The following is a 25,507-nucleotide window of genomic DNA, read 5'->3' on the forward strand; positions in this document are numbered from 1 at the left end:
TTAAAAATTGCTTAACACTCACATAATATTGTTGTCCTACAATGAATTTGTGTTCGAAAGAAGATGAATTCGAAAAGTGATAATCCAAATGGGGGTACAAGACATGATCATGAAAAAGGGTATTAAATTTTCTTTAGCGGCTTTAGTTGTTGCAGGTGCATTAGTTGGATGTGGAAAAGCAGAAAGTACGGATAATAAGGAAGCTGCTAAAGGTAGCGATGCAAAACAAGAATTATCAGGTACGATTGCAGCGGCTGGCTCTACAGCTCTTCAACCTCTTGCGGAGGAAGCTGGAAAGAAATTCATGGAGAAAAATTCAAAAGTTTCTATTCAAGTTCAAGGTGGCGGTAGTGGAACTGGGATTAACCAAGTAGCATCTGGTGCAGTACAAATTGGTAATTCGGATGTTCCGGCTTCAGATAAAATAAAAGATGCTGAAAAAGCAAAAGAATTAGTAGATAACAAGGTAGCGGGTATCGCATTCGCGCTTGTCGTAAATAAAGATGTAAAAGTTGATAACTTAACAGCAAAACAAGTACAAGATATCTTCACTGGAAAAGTGACGAACTGGAAAGAGTTAGGCGGAAAAGATGAGAAAATCAATGTAATTAATCGTCCAGCTTCATCTGGTACACGTGCTACATTTGAAAAAACAGTTATGAAAGAAGCTAAAATTAATGATGGAACTGGTACAACACAAGATTCTAACGGTGCAGTAGAGCAAGCGATTAACTCTACTCCAGGTTCAATCAGCTATTTAGCAATGTCTTACATGGTTGGCGATAAAAAAGGTGCATTACAAACTGTGAAAATTGATGGTGCTGAACCGAAAGTTGAAAACATCTCTGCTGGTAAATATCCATTCTGGTCTTACGAGTACATGGTAACTAAAGGTGAGGCAAAAGAAGCGACAAAAGCTTACATTGACTATGTAAAAGGTAAAGATTTCGAAAAACAAGTAGAAGATATGGGTTACATCCCAATGTCGAAATTAAATAAGTAATAAAATTTTATGGGGCTGGCTACAAGGCCAGTCCTGTTCATTTCAATCTATGAAGTGGGGTCTGTCCTGTGATGAAGGGGAAAAAACAAATTAATTACGTAAAGAGTGAATATATAGGTAGATCACTTGTTACGTTTTGCGGTATCTTTATTGTTTTTATTACATTAGCTATTATTGCGTTTATTTGCGGCAAAGGAATTCAATCTTTCACGCAAAGTGGTATCTCATTTTCTGAGGTGTTAACTTCGACAAAATGGAATCCAAATGCTGATCAAGGTACGTATGGTGCTGTAATCTTTATTGTCGGTTCGACGCTTGTGTCGCTAGGTGCTGTTGTCATTAGTGCACCAATTGCTATAGCTCTTGCTATATTCATGAATTTAATTTCGCCGAAGTTTGGGAATAAAGTATTAAAGCCTGTTTTAGAATTATTAGTTGGTATTCCATCAGTTGTATACGGATTATTAGGGGTTACGATCTTGGTTCCTCTATTACGTGATTCGTTTGGTGGAGTGGGCTTTAGTTTAATTGCGGGTATTATTGTCCTGAGTATTATGATTTTACCTACTATTGCTAGTATTGCCTCTGATGCAATACGCTCTGTTCCGTTTGATTACTTGGAAGCTTCTTACGGTCTAGGATCGACGAAATGGCAAGCGATTAGCCGAGTTATTGTTCCTGCTGCAAAACAAGGGATTTTAACAGGTATAGTTTTAGGATTAGCGCGTGCTTTTGGTGAAGCGTTAGCGGTTCAAATGGTAATCGGGAACACGATTAAATTACCGGAAGGAATATATAGTCCAACAGCAACGTTAACTGGTATTCTGACAATGGATATGACGAATACATTGAATGGAACAGCTTGGAACAATGCGCTATGGACGTTAGCAATGATTTTACTTGTTATTTCATTCCTGTTTATTTTAGTAATTCGAGCGATTGGTCAAAGAGGTGAGCGATAATAATGAATGCAAGAACGGTAAATAAAGTTTGGACAGGTATCTTTTATGCGGTTGCAGCTTTAGTTGTAGCTTTGCTTGCTTTTTTAATGTACGAAATTCTACAAAAGGGATGGGGATTTTGGGATCCTAGTTTCTTATTCGGAGAACCAAGTAATACAAGAGCTGGTGGGGGAATTGGTCCACAGTTATTCAATTCTTTCTACATGCTTGTTATAACGCTTATTATATCTATTCCTCTTGGATTAGGGGCTGGAATATATTTAGCGGAGTATGCAAAACAAGGTCGTTTTTTAAGTTTTGTTCGTTTATGTATCGAAACAATGGCGTCTTTACCTTCTATCGTTGTTGGACTATTTGGCTTATTAGTATTTGTTACAATGACAGGCTGGGGATATACAGTAATGGGTGGAGCGCTTGCTTTAACTATTTTGAATTTGCCTGGTTTAACACGTGTTTGTGAAAATGCGATTTCTGAAGTTCCTCATAATGTAAAAGAGGCGAGTCTTGGACTAGGTGCAACGAAATGGCAAACAATTACCCGTATCATTATTCCGTCGTCGTTACCACAAATCATTACAGGTATTATTTTAGCAGCAGGCCGTATATTCGGTGAAGCTGCGGCGTTAATTTATACAGCGGGTTTAACATCACCTATTTTAAATTCAGCAGCGGACTTCTCGAGCCCCTCGCATCCTTTAAATCCATTTAGACCAGCTGAAACGTTAGCTGTTCACATTTGGAAATTAAACTCTGAAGGGATTATCCCGGATGCGAAGTTAATTGCAACGAAATCTGCAGCTGTATTAATTATTATGGTATTACTCTTTAATATCATTTCACGCTTTGTGGCATCTGTATTACACAAACGTTTTACAGGAGCGAAAAAAAGTCGTAAAACGACGAAGAAGGTAAAAGCGGCATAAATTGAAGGCAAGAACTCTCTGTTTATAAACAGGGAGTTTTTTTACGGTCATTTTGTTGTTGGCAGGAAAAGAAGAAGAGTGACCGAATAGGTAACTTGATATATAGAAATTCGGATGAAAATAGGGAGGGGTTTGAAAGTGTTCTTTCTGCAAATGTCAGGATTTCCTGGATCAGGTAAATCGACACTTTCTAAGTATATCGCTAAGTTAACAGGTGCTGTTATTGTGGATCATGACGTCGTGAAATCAGCTTTATTAAAATCATTAAAGGCAAAAGGTGTTGAACCAACAGTGGTTGGGGGGATCTCCTATGATATTGAGTGGGAACTGATCGATTTTTTGTTGGAGCAAGAACATAGTGTTATATTAGATAGTCCATGTCTCTATGAAGGGATGGTTAAAAAAGGAATAGATTTATGTCAGAAACATGTTGCTACATATAAATATATTGAATGTTATCTTAATAATATAGAAGAAATTAATCGTAGGTTACAAACGCGTGAACGTAAGATAAGTCAAATTACACAAGTAGAATCAGAGGTAGCATTTAAAAAATGTCTGGATGGCAGTAAAAGGCCTTTACATGGTGAATATCTTATTGTGGATTCTGGAGAGCCGCTAGAGAAGTATGGTAAAAAAGTGATGGATTATATTATGGATAGGTAGAGGGATAAAAAGGCGTTATCTTCATAATTGAAGATAACGCCTTTTGGTTTAAATATCAGGTGTTTCTGTAGAAGTACTTATTTTTCTGCGGGAGCGTCTTTTTCTCCCGATTTTATCTAATAGTTCATACATAACAGGAACAACTACTAATGTAAGAACGGTTGAAACGGCTAAGCCACCAATTACAACGACAGCTAGACTTTTTGATACCATGCTGCCCGCTTGAGATTGACCGAATAGGAGTGGTAGCATAGCGACGATTGTTGTTATAGCTGTCATAATAATTGGACGTAATCTAGTAGATCCGGCTTCTAGTAAGGCTTCTCTTGTTTCCATACCGTTTTCCCGATTTTGTTGCACTCTTTCTATTAATACAATAGCATTTGTAACGACAATCCCGATTAACATTAATGCGCCGATTAATGAATTTACGTCAACAGGTGTTCTTGAAATGATTAATCCTAAAATACCGCCGATAGCAGCTAATGGTAAAGAGAATAAAATCGCGAAAGGAGCACGTGCTTGCCCGAAGGTGATAACCATAATTAAATATACAATCCCAATTGCAATCCCCATAATTTTGAATAAATCTGTGAAGTTCTCTTGCATAGACTCGGTAGCGCCTGCGATATTTACTTTTGCTCCGTTAGGTAAATCTAAGTCGGTTATAGCCTTGTTTACTTCTGCGCTTACTTTACTTAAATCTTCACTTGAAGCTTCTGCAGTAATTTGTATCGTTTCTTTCCCATCTTTATGGAAGATTTCTGTTTGAAGTTGCTTTTCTGAAATAGTTGCAATGTCTTTTAAAGGAATAGGTCCGTTAATAGGTGAGAGTATGTTTGTGTTTAAAATATCTTCTTGTTTGTTAATGGATGCCTTTTTATGTTCTATCATAATAGTTGTTTTTTCATTATTGATTGAAATTTCCCCGATAGGAGATTTCTTCATAAGGAATGATACTTGTTGTGCTACTAATTCTGGTGTTAAACCGAGTTGTTCCGCCTTTGTTTGATCGATATGAATTTGCCATTCTTTTTTAGAGTCTTCTATATTTGTTTTTACTTTAGAGAGAGCGTCCATACTTTTTAGTTTTGTTTCGACGATGTTAGCGGCCTTTTTTAAATTTGTCTCGTTAGTAGCGGTTACGTTAAATTGTAAGTTGTTTCCGCCTCCGGAGTCAGAGTAACTAGTTTTTATATAATCAAGTTCAGCTGGTTCAAAAGCATTATGCTCTTTTTTTAATTCTTTAATATATTGGTCGATATCAGATCCCTTTTTAAAGACTACAAATATAGTTGCAAGATTGTTTTTAGTTGTCTGTCCCCATTGTGCATCTTCTGCACTAGATCCCATTCGCAAAATAACATCTGTTACATCAGAATTAGAGAGTAGTTTCTTTTCGAAATCAAAGGCTTTTTGTTTTTTAGCTTCAGAATCATAATCGGTTGGAAATGTCATGTTAACGGATAGCATTGTATCGTCCTCAGACTTTATGTTCGCTTTCGGTAGTAATATGTAGGCTGCAATGGATCCTGCAAACAATAAAAAAGAAGTGAGTAGAATGATAAACTTATGAGAAAGAGCCCACTTTAATGTAGCGACATATCGCGGTGAAGAATGAGAATTGCGACGTTTTGTTTTTTTGAGTAGTAAAAAAGCCATAAGTGGAACAACTGTTAACGCAACGATTAAAGAAGAAAGGATAGAATATACAACTGCTAATACCATAGGTAACATTAGTTTTCCAATTACTCCCGATACGAGACCGATAGGTAAAAAAACGGCGACTGTTGTTAAAGTAGAAGAGGTAATTGCGACTGCGACCTCTTTCGTTGCTTCAAGAATAATATTTTTAGAGAAGGTTTCTTTTTGTAAACGACGGAAAATGTTCTCGATGACAACGATACTATCATCGACGAGACGTCCCACAGCAACGGCTAAGCCACCAAGAGTTAGAATGTTAAGCGTGATGTTGGATTGATGGAGTAAAAATAGTGTTAATAAAATAGAGAGCGGAATACTAACGACAGCGATGAGTGTTGTTCGGAAGCTGCGTAAAAAGATTAAGATAATGAGAGTTGCAGCAATTGCCCCAAGGATTACTTCTTTGCCCATACTAGTAACAGCATTTTCAACTTGCTCATGAGTTGAAGCTAGAAGTTTAATAGAAAACTGATCTTTATATTGCTTGCTTATATCTTTAATCTTTTTATCAATCTCTTTTCCAATTGCAACCGCGTTTTTACTTGGCTCTTTCATGATGATTAATCCTGTTCCTTCTTCTCCGTTAATGTGCGAGATTGTATCATGATGTTGTTTTAGTTCAATTTGAGCGACATCTTGTAACTTTACTTGAGGTGTAACGGTAATATTTTTAATGTCATTTGCATTTTTTATATCTCCGATGACACGAAGGTTGTATTCTTCCTTATTAACGGTAATTGCTCCGGCTGGAGTGGAAGTTTCTTTTCCTTGTAAAACTGCTAATACTTGCTCTGATGTTACGTTTTTATCTTTTAGTTGGTTAGGGTCAAGTACGATGGATAATTCGGAAGTTGATTTTCCGAAAAACATAACATTGGCAACACCGTCAATGCTTTCGAGTTGTGGTACGATTTCTTTCTCGATTTGTTTTTCGTCAGCTTTTGAAAATCCGTTCTGCTTCTGGATGGTAATTTGAGCGAGTGGAATCATAGAAGTATTTAATTGGCTAACTACAGGCTTAGTTACATCTTTAGGTAATTTAATTGTATTAATTGTTTTTTCGACTTCGCGTGCCGCGTCTTTCATATTTGCCTTGGATGTATATGCAATGTCGATGCGTGATAATCCCTCGTTTGTGGAAGAAGTGATGCCATCGATATGTTCTAAATTACGAAATTGTTTTTCAAGGGGATCAGTTACGTCCTTGGCCATCGTTTCAGCATCGAGTCCTTGAGATAATGTCGTGACAGTTATTGCAGGGTTATCGATACTTGGTAAAAATTCCATAGGTAATTTAGAGCCAGAATAAACACCGAGTATGGAAATGAGAAAAACCATGATAATAATAGCGGCTCGGTTTTTTAATGAAAATTTTGTTAACCTATCCATAAGATAATTCCTCCATTAGTTTATTTATAGTTTTGTGGGCACTTTCTTACTATATAACAAAAAATGGATATCTTTCATTAATTAAATGTAAAAAAATTCTAACAATAATCTTAAGTTAATATTTCGAGGGGAAGTTCGTTATTTGTGGAAGTAAAGTTCCTGATTGGAGAGAAAAATCAGGAATTAAAGTTTTGCTCTAGTATAGTGGCCTCGTTTTTTGTTACTCTACATTTAAATAGTTATTTGTCTTTGTTAAGTAGAACTGTGGTAAATGTAAAATTAAAAAAGGAGAGGACTAAAGGTTAGGAAGTTGCCTGGTTGATGATAGTGTATAGTAACTTGTATACAATCAAAATGAATGTTTTCAGTAGAAAGGATAAGGGTTCTTTCTATAGAAGAAAGTAGGGTAGATAACTTTTTGTGTTTTTTTTATAAAAAATACTTGTTATTTAAAAACCATGATGGTATATTAATAAACGTCGCTGATGCGGAAACGCAGAAAACGACAAAAAAGAAATTAAAAAACATAGTTGACATCGAAAAATGAAGATGTTAATATGATGAAGTCGCTTCTGAAGCGGCGGACAAGTTCTTTGAAAACTGAACGAAACAAACAACGTGAACGTCAATTTTTATTTTTAGATGCTAGACAAACTAACTTTATTGGAGAGTTTGATCCTGGCTCAGGATGAACGCTGGCGGCGTGCCTAATACATGCAAGTCGAGCGAATGGATTAAGAGCTTGCTCTTATGAAGTTAGCGGCGGACGGGTGAGTAACACGTGGGTAACCTGCCCATAAGACTGGGATAACTCCGGGAAACCGGGGCTAATACCGGATAATATTTTGAACTGCATAGTTCGAAATTGAAAGGCGGCTTCGGCTGTCACTTATGGATGGACCCGCGTCGCATTAGCTAGTTGGTGAGGTAACGGCTCACCAAGGCAACGATGCGTAGCCGACCTGAGAGGGTGATCGGCCACACTGGGACTGAGACACGGCCCAGACTCCTACGGGAGGCAGCAGTAGGGAATCTTCCGCAATGGACGAAAGTCTGACGGAGCAACGCCGCGTGAGTGATGAAGGCTTTCGGGTCGTAAAACTCTGTTGTTAGGGAAGAACAAGTGCTAGTTGAATAAGCTGGCACCTTGACGGTACCTAACCAGAAAGCCACGGCTAACTACGTGCCAGCAGCCGCGGTAATACGTAGGTGGCAAGCGTTATCCGGAATTATTGGGCGTAAAGCGCGCGCAGGTGGTTTCTTAAGTCTGATGTGAAAGCCCACGGCTCAACCGTGGAGGGTCATTGGAAACTGGGAGACTTGAGTGCAGAAGAGGAAAGTGGAATTCCATGTGTAGCGGTGAAATGCGTAGAGATATGGAGGAACACCAGTGGCGAAGGCGACTTTCTGGTCTGTAACTGACACTGAGGCGCGAAAGCGTGGGGAGCAAACAGGATTAGATACCCTGGTAGTCCACGCCGTAAACGATGAGTGCTAAGTGTTAGAGGGTTTCCGCCCTTTAGTGCTGAAGTTAACGCATTAAGCACTCCGCCTGGGGAGTACGGCCGCAAGGCTGAAACTCAAAGGAATTGACGGGGGCCCGCACAAGCGGTGGAGCATGTGGTTTAATTCGAAGCAACGCGAAGAACCTTACCAGGTCTTGACATCCTCTGAAAACTCTAGAGATAGAGCTTCTCCTTCGGGAGCAGAGTGACAGGTGGTGCATGGTTGTCGTCAGCTCGTGTCGTGAGATGTTGGGTTAAGTCCCGCAACGAGCGCAACCCTTGATCTTAGTTGCCATCATTAAGTTGGGCACTCTAAGGTGACTGCCGGTGACAAACCGGAGGAAGGTGGGGATGACGTCAAATCATCATGCCCCTTATGACCTGGGCTACACACGTGCTACAATGGACGGTACAAAGAGCTGCAAGACCGCGAGGTGGAGCTAATCTCATAAAACCGTTCTCAGTTCGGATTGTAGGCTGCAACTCGCCTACATGAAGCTGGAATCGCTAGTAATCGCGGATCAGCATGCCGCGGTGAATACGTTCCCGGGCCTTGTACACACCGCCCGTCACACCACGAGAGTTTGTAACACCCGAAGTCGGTGGGGTAACCTTTATGGAGCCAGCCGCCTAAGGTGGGACAGATGATTGGGGTGAAGTCGTAACAAGGTAGCCGTATCGGAAGGTGCGGCTGGATCACCTCCTTTCTATGGAGAATTGATGAACGCAGTTCATCAATAAACGTTGACTTGTTTTGTTTCGTTCAGTTTTGAGAGAACTATCTCTCAAGTTTAAATGTATGTTCTTTGAAAACTAGATAACAGTGTAGCTCATATTTTTTTAATTTTAGTTTGGTTAAGTTAGAAAGGGCGCACGGTGGATGCCTTGACACTAGGAGTCGATGAAGGACGGGACTAACGCCGATATGCTTCGGGGAGCTGTAAGTAAGCTTTGATCCGAAGATTTCCGAATGGGGAAACCCACTATACGTAATGGTATGGTATCCTTACCTGAATACATAGGGTATGGAAGACAGACCCAGGGAACTGAAACATCTAAGTACCTGGAGGAAGAGAAAGCAAATGCGATTTCCTGAGTAGCGGCGAGCGAAACGGAATCTAGCCCAAACCAAGAGGCTTGCCTCTTGGGGTTGTAGGACATTCTATACGGAGTTACAAAGGAACGAGGTAGACGAAGCGACCTGGAAAGGTCCGTCACAGAGGGTAACAACCCCGTAGTCGAAACTTCGTTCTCTCTTGAATGTATCCTGAGTACGGCGGAACACGTGAAATTCCGTCGGAATCTGGGAGGACCATCTCCCAAGGCTAAATACTCCCTAGTGATCGATAGTGAACCAGTACCGTGAGGGAAAGGTGAAAAGCACCCCGGAAGGGGAGTGAAAGAGATCCTGAAACCGTGTGCCTACAAATAGTCAGAGCCCGTTAATGGGTGATGGCGTGCCTTTTGTAGAATGAACCGGCGAGTTACGATCCCGTGCGAGGTTAAGCTGAAGAGGCGGAGCCGCAGCGAAAGCGAGTCTGAATAGGGCGTTTAGTACGTGGTCGTAGACCCGAAACCAGGTGATCTACCCATGTCCAGGGTGAAGTTCAGGTAACACTGAATGGAGGCCCGAACCCACGCACGTTGAAAAGTGCGGGGATGAGGTGTGGGTAGCGGAGAAATTCCAATCGAACCTGGAGATAGCTGGTTCTCCCCGAAATAGCTTTAGGGCTAGCCTTAAGTGTAAGAGTCTTGGAGGTAGAGCACTGATTGAACTAGGGGTCCTCATCGGATTACCGAATTCAGTCAAACTCCGAATGCCAATGACTTATCCTTAGGAGTCAGACTGCGAGTGATAAGATCCGTAGTCAAGAGGGAAACAGCCCAGATCGCCAGCTAAGGTCCCAAAGTGTGTATTAAGTGGAAAAGGATGTGGAGTTGCTTAGACAACTAGGATGTTGGCTCAGAAGCAGCCACCATTTAAAGAGTGCGTAATAGCTCACTAGTCGAGTGACTCTGCGCCGAAAATGTACCGGGGCTAAATACACCACCGAAGCTGCGAATTGATACCAATGGTATCAGTGGTAGGGGAGCGTTCTAAGTGCAGTGAAGTCAGACCGGAAGGACTGGTGGAGCGCTTAGAAGTGAGAATGCCGGTATGAGTAGCGAAAGACGGGTGAGAATCCCGTCCACCGAATGCCTAAGGTTTCCTGAGGAAGGCTCGTCCGCTCAGGGTTAGTCAGGACCTAAGCCGAGGCCGACAGGCGTAGGCGATGGACAACAGGTTGATATTCCTGTACCACCTCTTTATCGTTTGAGCAATGGAGGGACGCAGAAGGATAGAAGAAGCGTGCGATTGGTTGTGCACGTCCAAGCAGTTAGGCTGATAAGTAGGCAAATCCGCTTATCGTGAAGGCTGAGCTGTGATGGGGAAGCTCCTTATGGAGCGAAGTCTTTGATTCCCCGCTGCCAAGAAAAGCTTCTAGCGAGATAAAAGGTGCCTGTACCGCAAACCGACACAGGTAGGCGAGGAGAGAATCCTAAGGTGTGCGAGAGAACTCTGGTTAAGGAACTCGGCAAAATGACCCCGTAACTTCGGGAGAAGGGGTGCTTTCTTAACGGAAAGCCGCAGTGAATAGGCCCAAGCGACTGTTTAGCAAAAACACAGGTCTCTGCGAAGCCGTAAGGCGAAGTATAGGGGCTGACACCTGCCCGGTGCTGGAAGGTTAAGGAGAGGGGTTAGCGTAAGCGAAGCTCTGAACTGAAGCCCCAGTAAACGGCGGCCGTAACTATAACGGTCCTAAGGTAGCGAAATTCCTTGTCGGGTAAGTTCCGACCCGCACGAAAGGTGTAACGATTTGGGCACTGTCTCAACCAGAGACTCGGTGAAATTATAGTACCTGTGAAGATGCAGGTTACCCGCGACAGGACGGAAAGACCCCGTGGAGCTTTACTGTAGCCTGATATTGAATTTTGGTACAGTTTGTACAGGATAGGCGGGAGCCATTGAAACCGGAGCGCTAGCTTCGGTGGAGGCGCTGGTGGGATACCGCCCTGACTGTATTGAAATTCTAACCTACGGGTCTTATCGACCCGGGAGACAGTGTCAGGTGGGCAGTTTGACTGGGGCGGTCGCCTCCTAAAGTGTAACGGAGGCGCCCAAAGGTTCCCTCAGAATGGTTGGAAATCATTCGTAGAGTGCAAAGGCATAAGGGAGCTTGACTGCGAGACCTACAAGTCGAGCAGGGACGAAAGTCGGGCTTAGTGATCCGGTGGTTCCGCATGGAAGGGCCATCGCTCAACGGATAAAAGCTACCCCGGGGATAACAGGCTTATCTCCCCCAAGAGTCCACATCGACGGGGAGGTTTGGCACCTCGATGTCGGCTCATCGCATCCTGGGGCTGTAGTCGGTCCCAAGGGTTGGGCTGTTCGCCCATTAAAGCGGTACGCGAGCTGGGTTCAGAACGTCGTGAGACAGTTCGGTCCCTATCCGTCGTGGGCGCAGGAAATTTGAGAGGAGCTGTCCTTAGTACGAGAGGACCGGGATGGACGCACCGCTGGTGTACCAGTTGTTCTGCCAAGGGCATAGCTGGGTAGCTATGTGCGGAAGGGATAAGTGCTGAAAGCATCTAAGCATGAAGCCCCCCTCAAGATGAGATTTCCCATAGCGTAAGCTAGTAAGATCCCTGAAAGATGATCAGGTTGATAGGTTCGAGGTGGAAGCATGGTGACATGTGGAGCTGACGAATACTAATAGATCGAGGACTTAACCATATAATATGAAGCAAATGTTATCTAGTTTTGAAGGAATATGCCTTCATAGTTTGGTGATGATGGCAGAGAGGTCACACCCGTTCCCATACCGAACACGGAAGTTAAGCTCTCTAGCGCCGATGGTAGTTGGGACCTTGTCCCTGTGAGAGTAGGACGTCGCCAAGCAAAAACGAGAGAATATAAAAAACTTATTGACTTTCTGAGTGAATCAAGTATAATAATGTTTGTCTCAAATAAATATAGTCTGGTAATGATGGCAGAGAGGTCACACCCGTTCCCATACCGAACACGGAAGTTAAGCTCTCTAGCGCCGATGGTAGTTGGGACCTTGTCCCTGTGAGAGTAGGACGTTGCCAGGCAAAATGGAGGATTAGCTCAGCTGGGAGAGCACCTGCCTTACAAGCAGGGGGTCGGCGGTTCGATCCCGTCATCCTCCACCATATATGTCGGAGGGGTAGCGAAGTGGCTAAACGCGGCGGACTGTAAATCCGCTCCTTTGGGTTCGGCAGTTCGAATCTGCCCCCCTCCACCATTTCTTAATTATTGGGCTATAGCCAAGCGGTAAGGCAACGGACTTTGACTCCGTCATGCGCTGGTTCGAATCCAGCTAGCCCAGCCATTAAGAGCCATTAGCTCAGTTGGTAGAGCATCTGACTTTTAATCAGAGGGTCGAAGGTTCGAATCCTTCATGGCTCACCATTTTCTTAAAAAAATATGCGGGTGTGGCGGAATTGGCAGACGCACCAGACTTAGGATCTGGCGCCTTTGGCGTGGGGGTTCGACTCCCTTCACCCGCACTTTTAATGAAATATCTCATACATGTCTTGCGGAAGTAGTTCAGTGGTAGAATACAACCTTGCCAAGGTTGGGGTCGCGGGTTCGAATCCCGTCTTCCGCTCCAATTTTCAATATGACATGCCGGGGTGGCGGAACAGGCAGACGCACAGGACTTAAAATCCTGCGGTGGGTGACCACCGTGCGGGTTCGACCCCCGCCCTCGGCACCATATGCGCCCGTAGCTCAATTGGATAGAGCGTTTGACTACGGATCAAGAGGTTAGGGGTTCGACTCCTCTCGGGCGCGCTTTTATTAACGGGAAGTGGCTCAGCTTGGTAGAGCACCTGGTTTGGGACCAGGGGGTCGCAGGTTCAAATCCTGTCTTCCCGATTTTCCCAAAAACATGGGGCCTTAGCTCAGCTGGGAGAGCGCCTGCCTTGCACGCAGGAGGTCAGCGGTTCGATCCCGCTAGGCTCCACTTTATTTTTTATATGTCGGAGGTATACCCAAGTTCGGCTGAAGGGATCGGTCTTGAAAACCGACAGGCGGCGAGAGTCGCGCGGGGGTTCGAATCCCTCTACCTCCTCCATTTTTTTAAAAGTGGTTTAGTTACATATAAAAATGAATAAGATGTTAATTTTTTCCTTCATGGAGGTATACCCAAGTTCGGCTGAAGGGATCGGTCTTGAAAACCGACAGGCGGCGAGAGTCGCGCGGGGGTTCGAATCCCTCTACCTCCTCCATTTATTTTTAAAACATAATATCGTCGCGGGGTGGAGCAGTACGGTAGCTCGTCGGGCTCATAACCCGAAGGTCGCAGGTTCAAATCCTGTCCCCGCAACCAATGGTCCCGTGGTGTAGTGGTTAACATGCCTGCCTGTCACGCAGGAGATCGCCGGTTCGACCCCGGTCGGGACCGCCATTTTATGTTGGCTCGGTAGCTCAGTCGGTAGAGCAGAGGACTGAAAATCCTCGTGTCGGCGGTTCGATTCCGTCCCGAGCCACCATTTTTTTGTTTTTTTTTATGCCGGCTTAGCTCAATTGGTAGAGCAACTGACTTGTAATCAGTAGGTTGGGGGTTCAAGTCCTCTAGCCGGCATCATTTAGGGGCATAGTTTAAAGGTAGAACTGAGGTCTCCAAAACCTCCAGTGTGGGTTCAATTCCTACTGCCCCTGTAAAGTATATGGGCCTATAGCTCAGCTGGTTAGAGCGCACGCCTGATAAGCGTGAGGTCGATGGTTCGAGTCCATTTAGGCCCACCATATATTCCGCAGTAGCTCAGTGGTAGAGCTATCGGCTGTTAACCGATCGGTCGTAGGTTCGAGTCCTACCTGCGGAGCCATGGCCCGTTGGTCAAGTGGTTAAGACACCGCCCTTTCACGGCGGTAACACGGGTTCGAATCCCGTACGGGTCATAAAAAAAGAGTCAGCATATTGCTGACTCTTTTTTATTATGTATAAGCCTCTTTTTATCACCTTATTTTCCTCAAATAAATAAAGGGATTTAGGAAAAGCTATGGTATGTATTAAAAGGAGGAGATGAAAAATGACACAAGTTAGAGAACTTATGAGTACTCATATCGTACATTGTACTCCATTAGACAATGTATATGAGGCGGCTGTAAAAATGAAGGAAGAATCGGTTGGATTGATTCCTGTTATTGAAAATCAACAAGTTGTTGGGCTTGTTACTGATCGAGACTTAGTTGTTCGTGGGATTGCTGAAAAACATCCTGGATCTAATCAAATTACAAATGTGATGACAACAAACATTGTTTCAGTTTCTCCAGATGATTCTATTGAAAAAGCTACAGAATTAATGGCACAATATCAAATTAGACGGTTACCAGTAGTTGAGAGCGGTCAACTTGTTGGGATGCTAGCACTAGGTGATTTAGCTATAAGAAAATCAGCAGATGATCAAGCAGGGTTTGCTTTAAGTGAAATCTCGGAGCATACGGAATAAATTATGTATAAAGATCAGATACATTATTCTAGTATATATGGATTAAACTAATATGTTAGCGTGATGTATCTGAGACATTATATAATAAGTATAGAGTCAATATTTTTGACAGTTTTTTTAAATTTGTCATTCCTAATTTTTAATAAGAGAAAAAGTGATATACTGAGAGATATAAGTATTATGATAGATTTTGAATATAACAATATTTATTGTTAATGATGTAATAATGAATTAATATTTCCTACATAGATAAAGTGAAACTTTTATTATTGGGGGGCCATCCCCCAATAATTATTAGTTGAACCAATCGGGCTTTTACGGGCAGTTTTATCTCCCACCTAACTTCCTCGCATTCGCCGAATTTTGAGGTGGGAGTCTTACTGCACGCAAATAGCGGGATAAAAAGGGAAGGGGAATTATATGAGGGCTGTACAGGGCGATCCAAATTGGAATTTGGTTACAGATACATATATAGAACCAAATAATTTCGCTGAGTTATTTTCTTTGCTTGTACCTTGTCATCCAAAAGGTGAAGGGAAAGAGCGAACTATATTAGTATGGAAAGAAAAAGAATTTTATAAAGAAGAAAATTTAGCTGCATTTATCGTATATGGCATGAATAAAGTAAAAAATTTACCGCAGTTTCATAAAGATGAAATTCCAACTCTAGTACGTATTCTTCGTTTATGTCAAGAGATTGGTTGGTATGAAGAGGCAAATGCTTTTATGATGACCCAAGGGCTAGATGAATTTGTCCAAACTTCATTGGAGTATGAAACATGGGATCTTTTGACGAAAGCAGTTGCTTTAAACTATTTAATTATTAAATATCGTATTGGTGAATTAACAGCTGAGGATGTAGAAATTTGGGATCGAGTTAAATTTAATGAGAAATGTATAACAGATTGCAAACATCTATTATCTCATAAAGAAGTATTGGAATTTACATTTTTTTATATGTGTAAGCGAGCGAAAACACTATCAAAAGAGCAATTAAATAGTGATATGATGAGTCTAGCAATGTATTGTAATACTTTTGTGTATGATTTATATAAACATGACTTATTACGAAAGTATCGTAAGTGTACAGACTTCCTATCATATTATGGACCTAGTCAAGCAGTTTTAGCTTGTCAAAGGGCTGTACTTTCTCAAATTTCCGATCGATTAGACCCTTTAAAGACAACCCATGTAGATGATTATTTATATGTGATGAAAGAAATGATGGAGCATATGACGATAGGGGTAATGGATCGGTATGGTCATTTTATTGGAAAGTTACTATCATATGTACCATTTTTCGAAATGATCCAAGTGCCACAGCATGCATATTATTGTGAAGAATTACTGTATATTTGTAAGGGGATTGAATACAAAGAAGAAATACTACGCAATTATATATTTATACAATTACATGATTGTTTACCATCATTCTTTAAACTATTTCTTAAAAATAAGCGTTATGCAACGATTCATGATATTCTTTTCTATTGGTGCGACGATGAACAAAGAATGAGCTTAGAGAAAAAATATAATCTTAGTTTTATTTATGAAAAATATGCTTGTGGATAAACCGTACTTTACATATTAAAAATTAATATAAATTAAAAAGGATCTCAAGTTTATGTGAGATCCTTTTCTGTTAGTAAAGCAAGGAGAAAGTAACTAAGATAAGAAATAACATTCCATAAAGGAGAAGTTGTGCAGTATAACTTCCTTGTATACCAAAAAAAGTATTCATTTTTTTATATAAATTCAATATATATTTCATTGGATTATCTTTGAAAGATGGGTACACAGTGTCTCCTCTTTCTAAGCTTCTTGTTCGTGTTTTTGGTTATTAGGAATATGAACGTATCTAGCTATGAATAATAAAACACCTATAAAGAATACAGGAAGTACGGTAGATAAATAAAAACCATTACTAATTATATTTGTTATAAGAGCACTCAAAAGAAAAATTGCATTATAAACATGGGCAATTTTTTGTTTTAGCCGCATTTGTAATGCTTCCATAATGATTTCTAAGGCAACAAAAGCAATAATAATAGATAAGAATGCAGTGTTCGTATTATAAATGATTAAACAACAGATTAAACCTAAAAAGGCCAGGTATTCAATAAAGAGAGGTATATTGCGTGGCATATAATTTACCTAACTAAATATGGCAGTGGGTTCACTGCATTTGTTTTTTCAAAATTCCATTCCCCATTATGTAATTCAAAATGGAGATGTTGCCCGTATGAATGACCTGTGTTTCCCATATGACCTACTAATTGTCCAGTTTGTACTTGATCACCAGCTTGTACAGTGCGATCCTTCATATGAGCATAAACTGTTGTATATAATTTCCCATTTATTTGATGGGCGATGAACACGACATTGCCGTAGCTAGCCGAATAATAAGATTTCACAACTTTACCTGCAGCAGCAGCTTGAATAGAGACATTTCCTTGTGCAGCTATATCTATACCATAATGCATTTGCTCCCAGCGCATATCAAAAGTGGAGCTGATTTTCCCTTGAGTAGGGAATTTGAAAACTGCTGGAATTGATGCAGGTTGAGCTGTTTTAGCTTGTGCTTGATTTTGCACTACATAGTGTTTTGCTACATATCCGTATCCTGTGCCAAAACGAATTTTATACCAAGTACCTATCGTTTCTACTACTTGTACTTGTGTACCATTTTGTAATGAGCCAAGTAGAGTGCTACTTGTACTAGCGTTGCTACGTACATTTAATTTTGGTGTTGCAACAGTATAAGAAGGAGAACCTTGTACTGTTACACCTTTTACTAGAGGTGTGGATCCATTAGATACAAATGTTTTTTGTACGTATCCAATTTGACCGTTATGTAATATTTTGTACCAATCCCCTTGTTCACCTTCAATGGTAATGAATTGACCATTTGGTAATATATCTAGAATAGAAGACTCTGTATTAGGTTCAGAACGAACGTTTAATGCATTTGCATTTACGATATATTGATTCTTTGGTTGAACATTTTTTTTGAATAGAATTGCATCTTTTTTCATATAGCCTGTTTTGTTGTTAACAGATACTTTATACCAATCTTGAGTTGTCTCAAGAATAGTAACCGGGCTATTAAATCGAATGTTATCAATTATTGCACTGTCTGCATGGTTATTTTGATGTAGTGCAACGTTGTCAATTTTTACATATCCAGTTTTTACTGTAGATGGTTGCTTAGCAGCCGCTGTTTGTATATCGGATTCTCCCATAGAAGGAAGTAAAGAAGTAATTGCGATAGTAGTTGCTGTTAAAGCTGTAGCTTTCATATTCATGTAATAAAGACCCCCTCTAGTTGTATAGTTGTAATTTTATTATAGTATAAAGATATAATATATTGGTCGTATTCACATAAATGTAATATGAAATCAATAAAAATAATGCTAGAAGAGAGATTCGTATATAAATATTGTATATATCATTTGTGGGGTCGCATTTATATTTGTTTAACATGTTGAGATTTAATTCGCAATTAAGAAAATTAAAACAGTTGATGATGTCTTATGGCGGTGTTATACTGACAGTGATAATTTTATAGTTTGCTAGGAGGGCTGGTGTTGCCAGCTGAGAGTAGGGCCGTAAGCCTTTGATCCTTTTTATTACCTGATCTAGATTATGCTAGCGTAGGGAAGCAATTCGGACATTAACAATGAGTCCCCGTTTCTTTGCGTATAGAAACGGGGCTTTTTTATTTGAAAATTTCATATTAACACCACTAGGGGTGCTTTTCGTGCTGAGAGAGGAATAATCCTTAACCCTTACAACACCTGATCTAGATAATACTAGCGAAGGGAAGTGGAACAACGAATAAATTATAATTTTATTTGCTGTAACCACTTCTTATATACAGAAGTGGTTTTTTTATTGAGATAAATAGTTATATAGGAAGGGGAATTATTAATGAAATTTTGTGAAAGATTATTTGATACGGTGCAGCCTGTTTGGGAGAAAAGTCATAATCATCCGTTTGTAGTAGGTATGGGGGATGGTACGTTGGAAAAAGACAAATTCCAGTACTATATTATTCAAGATTATTTATATTTGTTAGATTATGCAAAGCTATATGCAATTGGGGTTGTAAAGGCAACGAATCCACAAGTTATGGCAAAATTTGCAGAGCAAATTGATGGGATTTTAAATGGTGAAATGACGATTCATAAACAATATGCAAAAAGACTGGGCATTTCTGCACAAGAGATGGAATCTGCGAAACCATCTGCTAAAAATTTAGCCTATACAAATTACATGATGTCTGTATCTCAAAATGGCACACTTGCAGAATTAATATCAGCTTTACTTCCATGTATGTGGAGCTATTGGGAGATTGGAAAGCGTTTAAATGATATTCCTGGAGCAAGAGATCATGAGTTCTTTGGAGAGTGGATTCAAGGATATAGTTCTGAAGAATACGGTAACCTTTGTATTTGGTTAATAGATTTATTAAATGAAATGGCAGTTGGAAAGTCAGAGAAAGAGCTAGACCGATTAGAGGAGATTTTCTTATATTCCAGCCGATTTGAATATTTATTCTGGGATATGGCTTATCGTAAGGAGATGTGGGGTTTTGAGGAGCAAGAACATACTACAGTTTCATAATGTTTCCTTTCATTATGATGAGAAACCAATCATCGATGAATTAAATGCTTCTATACAAGATAAAGAGTTTGTAAGTATTATTGGACCGAGTGGGTGCGGGAAAAGTACTTTGTTTCGCCTTATTACAGGCTTAGAAGAGGCAAGTACTGGACAGATAGAGCTGACAGAAACAAAGAGTCATCCTGTAGGGTATATGCCCCAAAAAGATATGCTCTTGCCGTGGAGGACGATTATTGAGAATGCGGCCCTGCCGCTAGAGTGCCAAGGTGTGGAGAAGAAAGAAGCACAAGTAAAAGCGAAAGAACTGTTACATAAATTTGGTTTACAAGGGTACGAGAAAAAATATCCGAAAGATTTATCTGGTGGTATGAGGCAACGCGTATCTTTTATCCGAACTTTATTAACAGGCGGGGAGATATTATTGTTAGATGAACCTTTTAGTGCATTGGACGCTTTAACGAAGGCATCTTTGCAAGAATGGTTGTTTGAACAATGGAAAGAGTGGGAAAAAACAATTTTATTCATCACTCATGATGTTGAAGAAGCATTGTTTCTTTCTAATCGAATTTTGGGTGTAGAAAATCAACCGATAGCAACTTTAACTGAGCGAATCGTGCCGCTTGATCGTAACCGAACAAGAAAAGATTTATATAAGCCTGAAGTGTTAGCGCTTAAAGAAGAGATCCTTAGTATGTTACAAAGGCAGGTACTCGTATGATGAATCGCTTGAAGGAGTTATTACCTGCCCTCATATTAAGTGGAATTTTACTTGCTCTATGGGAAGTAGGCGCAAGAATTGTAGATGAGATGTACATTTTGCCATCACCTTCTGCAATTGTAATGAAGATATGGGCGCTGAAAGATATATTATTTACCGTTCATTTACCTGCAACGTTGTACGTCGTTTTAATAGGCATTGTTATTTCTATCGTACTGGGCGTAGGGCTAGCAATGTTAATGAATGCGAGTACGTGGATGGAAAGAGCATTTTATCCATTATTAGTAGCCTCTCAAACAATCCCGATTACCGCACTTGCGCCACTATTTGTTTTATGGTTTGGATATACCATTTGGAGCAAGGTTGTTGTCACTGTCTTAATTACGTTTTTCCCAATTGCGGTAAATACGTATGATGGACTGCGTAGTACGAAGAAAGAATGGGAGGAGCTCTTAGTTACGTATGGTGCAACAAAAAAAGATATTTTTCTAAAGCTAAAGTTGCCATCTGCTCTTCCTTACTTTTTCTCAGCGTTAAAAATTGCAGTTCCGCTTAGTGTTATCGGGGCAGCAATTGGAGAATGGCTCGGTGCACAAGCTGGGCTTGGATATTTCAGTAAAAGAATGATGACGCAGTTAGACGGAGCTGGTGTATTTGCACCAATTGTATTGCTATCATTGTTAGCTATTTTTTTCGTCATACTTATTTCTATGTTAGAAAAGAAATTCATTAGTTGGAGGAAGCATTCATGAAATTTTTAAAACGCATCTTTGTGTTTACATTATTAGTTGCAATGATTGCAGGGTGCTCGAGTAATTCAGCATCAGATAAGAGTAAGAAAGAGAAAGAAATAACGGTCATGCTTGATTGGTATCCCAATGCGGTGCATAGCTTTATTTATGCAGCAATTGAAAAAGGCTACTTTAAAGAAGAAGGAGTAAAGGTAAATATTAAATTCCCTTCTAATCCGACTGATCCATTAACGTTAGCTGCAGCAGGGAAAGTGACAGTTGGCTTGTATTATCAGCCAGATGTTGTCATGGCCAGAGCAAATGAACAAATTCCAGTAAAATCAATTGGAGCTGTCGTACGTTCACCATTAAATCATGTCGTATCGCTGAAATCAGCAGGTATTCAATCACCGAAAGATTTAGAAGGCAAAACAGTAGGTTACTCTGGAACGCCTTTAAGTGAAGCGTATTTAAAAACGATGATAAAAGAAGATGGTGGTAATCCAGATACAGTGAAAGTAGTCGATGTTGGGTTCGATTTAGTACCAGCATTAATTACGAAAAAAGTGGATGCTGTAACAGGGGCATACATTAACCATGAAGTGCCTGTTATGCGTCATGAAGGCCATGAACCAGCGTACTTTAATCCAGCTGATTACGGCGTACCGAACTATCATGAACTTGTGTTTGTAACAGGTGATAAAACATTGAAAAAAGATAAAGAGGCGCTGCAAGCTTTCTTACGTGGTGCGAAAAAAGGGTATGACTTTATGAAGAAAAACCCTGATGAAGCATTAAATATTTTATTAGATCATCAAGAAAAAGAAAACTTCCCGCTTGTGCCAGAAGTTGAGAAGGAAAGTATGAAAATTTTATTAGAGAAGATGGAAACGAAAGATGAGCCATTCTTATCAGATTCAAAAGAGTCTTGGGAGAAACAAAATAAATGGTTGAAAGACAAAGGAATGACGAAAGAAATCGTTCCAGCTGATGAATTATTCGAAAACATTTTAAAGTAGGCGAATGAATATGAAAAATGAGCTCCATGTAATCTCAAATGGTCACATGCCATTCGAAGAGTTAGTGAATGTAGCGATGCAAATTGAGAGTGAGATTGATTATCTGCATATTCGTGAGCGTGAGAAAAGTACGAAGGAATTGTATGAAGGTGTGGAAAGTCTTTTGGGGAAAGGCTTTCCGGTATCGAAGATAGTGATAAATGATCGAATTGATATTGCTATTCTATTAAATATTCCGCGTGTGCAGCTAGGATATCGAAGCGCAGATGTAAGGTCGGTGAAAGAAAAGTTTTCTTATTTGCATGTTGGCTATTCAGTACATTCTTTAGATGAAGCGATAGTGGCATTTAAAGATGGAGCGGATTCACTCGTTTACGGTCATGTATTTCCAACGGCTTGTAAAAATGATGTGCCAGCAAGAGGATTAGAAGAAATTGCTCATATGGCAAGATGTTTATCCATACCAATAACTGCAATTGGTGGAATCACTCCTGAAAATACAGGTGATGTTCTTGCAAATAGTGTAAGTGGCATTGCTGTTATGTCCGGGATTATAAGCAATAGTAATCCGTATAGCAGAGCGAAATCTTATAAGGAATCAATAAGAAAGTGGGCGGAAAAACATGTGTAAGAAGTATGATGTAGCGATTATTGGCGGAGGTGTAATTGGTAGCTCAGTTGCACACTTTCTAGCAGAAAGAGGACATAAAGTAGCGATTATAGAGAAACAAAGAATCGCATCTGAAGCTTCGAAAGCAGCTGCTGGTTTGCTCGGTGTGCAGGCAGAATGGGATGAATATGATCCGCTGTTTGAGCTTGCTAGAGAAAGCCGTGCTATATTTCCACAACTTGCAGAAGTTTTACGTGAAAAGACAGGCATCGATATTGGGTATGAGGAAAAAGGCATTTATCGCATTGCCCAAAATGAAGATGAGAAGGAAAGAATTCTTCATATTATGGATTGGCAACAGAAAACAGGTGAAGATTCCTATTTTCTAACGGGGGACCATTTACGGGAAAAAGAGCCATTTCTATCCGAGTCAATTATAGGAGCGGTATATTATCCGAAAGATGGTCACGTTATTGCGCCAGAGCTTACGAAAGCATTCGCACATTCCGCGGCATTTTCTGGAGCTGACATATATGAACAAACAGAAGTGTTTGATATTCGTATTGAGAATAATAAAGTGACTGGGATTGTTACGAGTGAAGGTGTAATCACATGCGAAAAAGTCGTTATCGCTGGAGGGTCATGGAGTACGAAATTACTACATTATTTCCATAGTGATTGGGGTACATATCCTGTTAAGGGAGAGGTTGTTGCAGTAAGAAGCAGGAAACCTCTCTTGAAAGCTCCTATTTTCCAAGAGCGATTTTATATTACGCCGAAGCGCGGTGGCCGTTATGTGATTGGGGCAACGATGAAGCCTCATACGTTCAATAAATCTGTACAACCAGAAAGTATTACTTCCATATTAGAGCGTGCTTATACGATATTGCCTGCTTTAAAAGAAGCAGAGTGGGAAAGTACATGGGCAGGATTAAGGCCACAATCGAATCATGAAGCTCCTTATATGGGAGAGCATGAAGAAATAAAAGGTTTATATGCTTGTACTGGACATTATCGAAACGGTATTTTATTAAGTCCTGTTTCGGGTCAGTATATGGCTGATTTAATAGAAGGAAAGCAGGAGAATCATCTGCTAGATTCATTGCTTTCTAAATCGGTTTAGAAAGGGGATGGAAGTTTGAATTTAAAAATTAATGGTAATCAAATTGAAGTACCAGTGAGTGTGGAAACAGTAGCTGAGCTACTTACACATTTAGAATTAGATAACAGAATTGTTGTAGTAGAGCGTAATAAAGATATTTTACAAAAAGATGATCATAAAGATACATCAGTTTTTGATGGAGACCAAATTGAGATTGTAACTTTCGTAGGAGGCGGTTGATTATGTTAAACATTGGACCATTTTCATTTCATTCTAGACTTTTATTAGGAACAGGGAAATTCTCTGATTTTGATGTACAGCAAAAAGCAATTGACGTTTCTGAGGCTGAAATTTTAACATTCGCAGTACGTCGCATGGATATATTTGATGCGAAGCAACCTAATTTATTAGAGAAACTTGATGTGAAAAAATATACGTTATTACCAAATACAGCAGGAGCAAAAAATGCTGAAGAAGCTGTTCGAATTGCGAAATTAGCAAAAGCTTCTGGACTTTGTGACATGATAAAAGTAGAAGTTATTGGTGATGATAGAACGTTATTACCTGATCCGGTAGAAACGTTAAAAGCATCTGAAATGTTACTTGAAGAAGGATTTATCGTTCTACCGTACACATCTGATGATGTTGTATTAGCGCGTAAATTACAAGAACTTGGCGTGCATGCCATTATGCCAGGTGCATCACCGATTGGTTCAGGACTTGGTATTGTAAATCCATTAAATTTAAGTTTCATTATTGAACAAGCGACAGTACCAGTTATCGTGGATGCTGGTATTGGTAGCCCAGCTGATGCGGCATTTGCGATGGAATTAGGAGCAGATGGTGTGTTATTAAATACGGCTGTGTCGGGGGCAAAAGATCCTATTAAAATGGCATACGCAATGAAATTAGGTATTGAGGCAGGGCGGATAGGCTTTGAAGCAGGCCGTATTGCACGTAAACGTTGTGCAACGGCAAGTAGTCCTTTAGAAGGAATGAGCGTAGTTGAATAATCGATATTCTCGCCAAGAACTATTTTCTCCAATTGGGGGAGAAGGACAACAAAAGATAAGAGAAAAGCATGTACTTATTATCGGTGCAGGTGCATTAGGTAGTGCAAATGCAGAGATGTTTGTAAGAGCTGGCGTTGGTAAGGTGACAATTGTTGACCGCGATTATGTGGATTGGAGTAATTTACAAAGACAGCAATTGTATGCAGAGAGTGATGTAGAGAATAACCTTCCGAAGGCTGTGGCGGCAAAAAAACGTCTAGAAGAGATTAATAGTGAAGTAAGAGTAGAAGCTCTCGTTCAAGATGTAACGGCTGAAGAGTTAGAAGAACTCGTTACAAATGTTGATGTAATTATCGATGCGACTGATAATTTCGAAACGCGTTTCATTGTGAATGATATATCGCAAAAATATTCTATTCCATGGGTTTACGGGGCATGTGTAGGAAGTTACGGTCTTTCTTATACTATTATTCCAGGCAAAACGCCATGTTTATCTTGTTTATTACAATCGATTCCGCTTGGCGGAGCGACATGTGATACAGCGGGGATTATATCACCTGCTGTATCTCTTGTCGTTTCTCATCAAGTAACGGAAACACTTAAACTGTTAGTAGAAGATTATGACTCGCTTCGAGAGGGGCTTGTATCATTTGATGTATGGAAAAATGAGTATTCATGTATGAATGTGCAAAAGCTTCGTAAACATAATTGTCTATCATGTGGTGAGCAAGCATTATATCCGTATTTAAATAAAGAAAACACTTCAAAAACAGCAGTGTTATGCGGGAGAAATACAGTTCAAATTAGACCACCTCATAAAGAAGAAATGAATTTTGAGCAATATAAAGAATTGCTAAATAATCGCGTGAATGATTTGAATGTAAATCCATATTTATTATCATTTTCTGTTGAAGAAAAGAGATTAGTTGCTTTCAAAGATGGTCGTGTACTTGTGCATGGAACGAAAGATATAAGTGAAGCGAAAACAATTTATCATCGCTATTTTGGATAGAAGAG

General features: G+C 40.2%; 18 protein-coding genes, 20 tRNA genes, 4 rRNA genes and 2 riboswitches. Of the genes, 39 read left to right on the forward strand and 3 right to left on the reverse strand.

Annotated elements, in window-relative coordinates:
• Window positions 1-103: 103 nt before the first annotated feature.
• The 4 genes from EXW56_RS03590 to EXW56_RS03605 all read left to right on the forward strand — a co-directional run bounded on the left by EXW56_RS03590 (window position 104) and on the right by EXW56_RS03605 (window position 3,554).
• A complete protein-coding gene (locus tag EXW56_RS03590) occupies window positions 104-1,003 on the forward strand; it encodes a phosphate ABC transporter substrate-binding protein PstS family protein (RefSeq protein WP_002114243.1) in 900 nt (299 codons plus the stop codon).
• A 71-nt stretch (window positions 1,004-1,074) separates the two neighbouring features.
• The gene (gene pstC, locus EXW56_RS03595; protein ID WP_002090872.1) at window positions 1,075-1,965 is read left to right on the forward strand and encodes a phosphate ABC transporter permease subunit PstC; all 891 of its coding nucleotides are present in this window, start codon (window positions 1,075-1,077) and stop codon (window positions 1,963-1,965) included.
• A gap of 2 nt (window positions 1,966-1,967) precedes the next feature.
• Window positions 1,968-2,888: a phosphate ABC transporter permease PstA gene (gene pstA / locus EXW56_RS03600; protein ID WP_002114246.1), complete on the forward strand. Its 921-nt coding sequence runs from the start codon at window positions 1,968-1,970 to the stop codon at window positions 2,886-2,888.
• Window positions 2,889-3,026: 138 nt separating this feature from the next.
• Entirely contained in the window at window positions 3,027-3,554 is a 528-nt protein-coding gene (locus tag EXW56_RS03605) for a P-loop nucleotide/nucleoside kinase family protein (RefSeq protein WP_002201735.1), read from the forward strand.
• Between the two features lie 48 nt (window positions 3,555-3,602).
• Here EXW56_RS03605 and EXW56_RS03610 read toward each other — a convergent pair whose 3' ends face one another.
• Window positions 3,603-6,647 carry an efflux RND transporter permease subunit gene (locus EXW56_RS03610; RefSeq protein ID WP_215597183.1) on the reverse strand — a complete coding sequence of 1,015 codons (3,045 nt, stop codon included), beginning with the start codon at window positions 6,645-6,647 and terminating at the stop codon, window positions 3,603-3,605.
• A 660-nt stretch (window positions 6,648-7,307) separates the two neighbouring features.
• On the opposite strand from EXW56_RS03610, the gene EXW56_RS03615 reads away from it, so the two are divergent.
• The 26 genes from EXW56_RS03615 to EXW56_RS03740 all read left to right on the forward strand — a co-directional run bounded on the left by EXW56_RS03615 (window position 7,308) and on the right by EXW56_RS03740 (window position 16,243).
• Window positions 7,308-8,859: ribosomal RNA gene (locus tag EXW56_RS03615) — 16S ribosomal RNA — on the forward strand.
• 146 nt (window positions 8,860-9,005) lie between these two features.
• A 23S ribosomal RNA gene (locus tag EXW56_RS03620) occupies window positions 9,006-11,927 on the forward strand.
• A gap of 49 nt (window positions 11,928-11,976) precedes the next feature.
• Window positions 11,977-12,092, forward strand: a 5S ribosomal RNA gene (gene rrf, locus EXW56_RS03625).
• 78 nt (window positions 12,093-12,170) lie between these two features.
• A 5S ribosomal RNA gene (gene rrf / locus EXW56_RS03630) occupies window positions 12,171-12,286 on the forward strand.
• The 16S, 23S and 5S rRNA genes sit together here with 20 tRNA genes alongside, the layout of an rRNA operon.
• 5 nt (window positions 12,287-12,291) lie before the next feature.
• A tRNA-Val gene (locus tag EXW56_RS03635) sits at window positions 12,292-12,367 on the forward strand.
• Window positions 12,368-12,375: 8 nt separating this feature from the next.
• Window positions 12,376-12,459, forward strand: a tRNA-Tyr gene (locus EXW56_RS03640).
• Window positions 12,460-12,471: 12 nt separating this feature from the next.
• Window positions 12,472-12,546, forward strand: a tRNA-Gln gene (locus EXW56_RS03645).
• Between the two features lie 4 nt (window positions 12,547-12,550).
• Window positions 12,551-12,626, forward strand: a tRNA-Lys gene (locus EXW56_RS03650).
• A 17-nt stretch (window positions 12,627-12,643) separates the two neighbouring features.
• Window positions 12,644-12,724 (forward strand) — tRNA-Leu (locus EXW56_RS03655).
• 29 nt (window positions 12,725-12,753) lie between these two features.
• Window positions 12,754-12,828: transfer RNA gene (locus EXW56_RS03660), tRNA-Gly, on the forward strand.
• Between the two features lie 16 nt (window positions 12,829-12,844).
• Window positions 12,845-12,933 (forward strand) — tRNA-Leu (locus EXW56_RS03665).
• A gap of 3 nt (window positions 12,934-12,936) precedes the next feature.
• Window positions 12,937-13,010, forward strand: a tRNA-Arg gene (locus EXW56_RS03670).
• A gap of 10 nt (window positions 13,011-13,020) precedes the next feature.
• Window positions 13,021-13,094, forward strand: a tRNA-Pro gene (locus EXW56_RS03675).
• Window positions 13,095-13,109: 15 nt separating this feature from the next.
• A tRNA-Ala gene (locus EXW56_RS03680) sits at window positions 13,110-13,182 on the forward strand.
• An 18-nt stretch (window positions 13,183-13,200) separates the two neighbouring features.
• Window positions 13,201-13,293 (forward strand) — tRNA-Ser (locus tag EXW56_RS03685).
• Between the two features lie 61 nt (window positions 13,294-13,354).
• Window positions 13,355-13,447 (forward strand) — tRNA-Ser (locus EXW56_RS03690).
• Window positions 13,448-13,471: 24 nt separating this feature from the next.
• Window positions 13,472-13,548 (forward strand) — tRNA-Met (locus EXW56_RS03695).
• 2 nt (window positions 13,549-13,550) lie between these two features.
• A tRNA-Asp gene (locus EXW56_RS03700) sits at window positions 13,551-13,626 on the forward strand.
• A gap of 9 nt (window positions 13,627-13,635) precedes the next feature.
• Window positions 13,636-13,711, forward strand: a tRNA-Phe gene (locus EXW56_RS03705).
• A 19-nt stretch (window positions 13,712-13,730) separates the two neighbouring features.
• Window positions 13,731-13,803 (forward strand) — tRNA-Thr (locus tag EXW56_RS03710).
• 6 nt (window positions 13,804-13,809) lie between these two features.
• Window positions 13,810-13,880, forward strand: a tRNA-Trp gene (locus EXW56_RS03715).
• A gap of 10 nt (window positions 13,881-13,890) precedes the next feature.
• Window positions 13,891-13,967, forward strand: a tRNA-Ile gene (locus tag EXW56_RS03720).
• A 5-nt stretch (window positions 13,968-13,972) separates the two neighbouring features.
• Window positions 13,973-14,047 (forward strand) — tRNA-Asn (locus EXW56_RS03725).
• A gap of 1 nt (window position 14,048) precedes the next feature.
• Window positions 14,049-14,120, forward strand: a tRNA-Glu gene (locus EXW56_RS03730).
• A gap of 131 nt (window positions 14,121-14,251) precedes the next feature.
• On the forward strand, window positions 14,252-14,671 hold the full coding sequence (locus tag EXW56_RS03735; RefSeq protein WP_002201733.1) for a CBS domain-containing protein: 420 nt from the start codon (window positions 14,252-14,254) through the stop codon (window positions 14,669-14,671).
• Between the two features lie 420 nt (window positions 14,672-15,091).
• Entirely contained in the window at window positions 15,092-16,243 is a 1,152-nt protein-coding gene (locus EXW56_RS03740; RefSeq protein ID WP_002201732.1) for a DUF3965 domain-containing protein, read from the forward strand.
• A 240-nt stretch (window positions 16,244-16,483) separates the two neighbouring features.
• Here the strand turns inward: EXW56_RS03740 and EXW56_RS03745 are convergent, their stop codons facing one another.
• Window positions 16,484-16,816 (reverse strand): hypothetical protein, encoded by a 333-nt coding sequence (locus EXW56_RS03745; protein WP_002201731.1) that lies wholly within the window; start codon window positions 16,814-16,816, stop codon window positions 16,484-16,486.
• Window positions 16,817-16,821: 5 nt separating this feature from the next.
• Window positions 16,822-17,976: an SH3 domain-containing protein gene (locus EXW56_RS03750; RefSeq protein ID WP_002201730.1), complete on the reverse strand. Its 1,155-nt coding sequence runs from the start codon at window positions 17,974-17,976 to the stop codon at window positions 16,822-16,824.
• A 259-nt stretch (window positions 17,977-18,235) separates the two neighbouring features.
• Window positions 18,236-18,348: riboswitch (TPP riboswitch) on the forward strand.
• Between the two features lie 60 nt (window positions 18,349-18,408).
• Window positions 18,409-18,512: riboswitch (TPP riboswitch) on the forward strand.
• Window positions 18,513-18,601: 89 nt separating this feature from the next.
• Here EXW56_RS03750 and tenA point away from each other — a divergent pair.
• Genes tenA through EXW56_RS03795 form a run of 9 tightly spaced genes read left to right on the forward strand, consistent with a single transcriptional unit; the run spans window position 18,602 to window position 25,502 of the window.
• Entirely contained in the window at window positions 18,602-19,297 is a 696-nt protein-coding gene (gene tenA / locus EXW56_RS03755; protein WP_002159241.1) for a thiaminase II, read from the forward strand.
• On the forward strand, window positions 19,266-20,015 hold the full coding sequence (locus tag EXW56_RS03760) for an ABC transporter ATP-binding protein (protein WP_215597184.1): 750 nt from the start codon (window positions 19,266-19,268) through the stop codon (window positions 20,013-20,015). The genes tenA and EXW56_RS03760 overlap by 32 nt, the downstream gene beginning before the upstream one ends.
• A complete protein-coding gene (locus EXW56_RS03765) occupies window positions 20,015-20,767 on the forward strand; it encodes an ABC transporter permease (RefSeq protein WP_033716927.1) in 753 nt (250 codons plus the stop codon). The genes EXW56_RS03760 and EXW56_RS03765 overlap by 1 nt, the downstream gene beginning before the upstream one ends.
• Window positions 20,764-21,765 (forward strand): ABC transporter substrate-binding protein, encoded by a 1,002-nt coding sequence (locus tag EXW56_RS03770; RefSeq protein WP_002201728.1) that lies wholly within the window; start codon window positions 20,764-20,766, stop codon window positions 21,763-21,765. The genes EXW56_RS03765 and EXW56_RS03770 overlap by 4 nt, the downstream gene beginning before the upstream one ends.
• A 10-nt stretch (window positions 21,766-21,775) precedes the next feature.
• On the forward strand, window positions 21,776-22,396 hold the full coding sequence (tenI, locus tag EXW56_RS03775) for a thiazole tautomerase TenI (RefSeq protein ID WP_002201727.1): 621 nt from the start codon (window positions 21,776-21,778) through the stop codon (window positions 22,394-22,396).
• Entirely contained in the window at window positions 22,389-23,498 is a 1,110-nt protein-coding gene (thiO, locus tag EXW56_RS03780) for a glycine oxidase ThiO (RefSeq protein ID WP_002201726.1), read from the forward strand. The genes tenI and thiO overlap by 8 nt, the downstream gene beginning before the upstream one ends.
• A 15-nt stretch (window positions 23,499-23,513) precedes the next feature.
• Window positions 23,514-23,717, forward strand: a complete 204-nt coding sequence (gene thiS / locus EXW56_RS03785) for a sulfur carrier protein ThiS (protein ID WP_002201725.1) — start codon at window positions 23,514-23,516, stop codon at window positions 23,715-23,717.
• Between the two features lie 2 nt (window positions 23,718-23,719).
• Window positions 23,720-24,490 (forward strand): thiazole synthase, encoded by a 771-nt coding sequence (gene thiG / locus EXW56_RS03790; RefSeq protein ID WP_002201724.1) that lies wholly within the window; start codon window positions 23,720-23,722, stop codon window positions 24,488-24,490.
• On the forward strand, window positions 24,483-25,502 hold the full coding sequence (locus EXW56_RS03795) for a thiazole biosynthesis adenylyltransferase ThiF (RefSeq protein ID WP_002201723.1): 1,020 nt from the start codon (window positions 24,483-24,485) through the stop codon (window positions 25,500-25,502). Before thiG ends, EXW56_RS03795 begins: the two co-directional genes overlap by 8 nt.
• Window positions 25,503-25,507: the final 5 nt, after the last annotated feature.

Source organism: Bacillus mycoides (assembly GCF_018742245.1).
GTDB classification, from domain to species: Bacteria; Bacillota; Bacilli; order Bacillales; family Bacillaceae_G; genus Bacillus_A; species Bacillus_A cereus_U.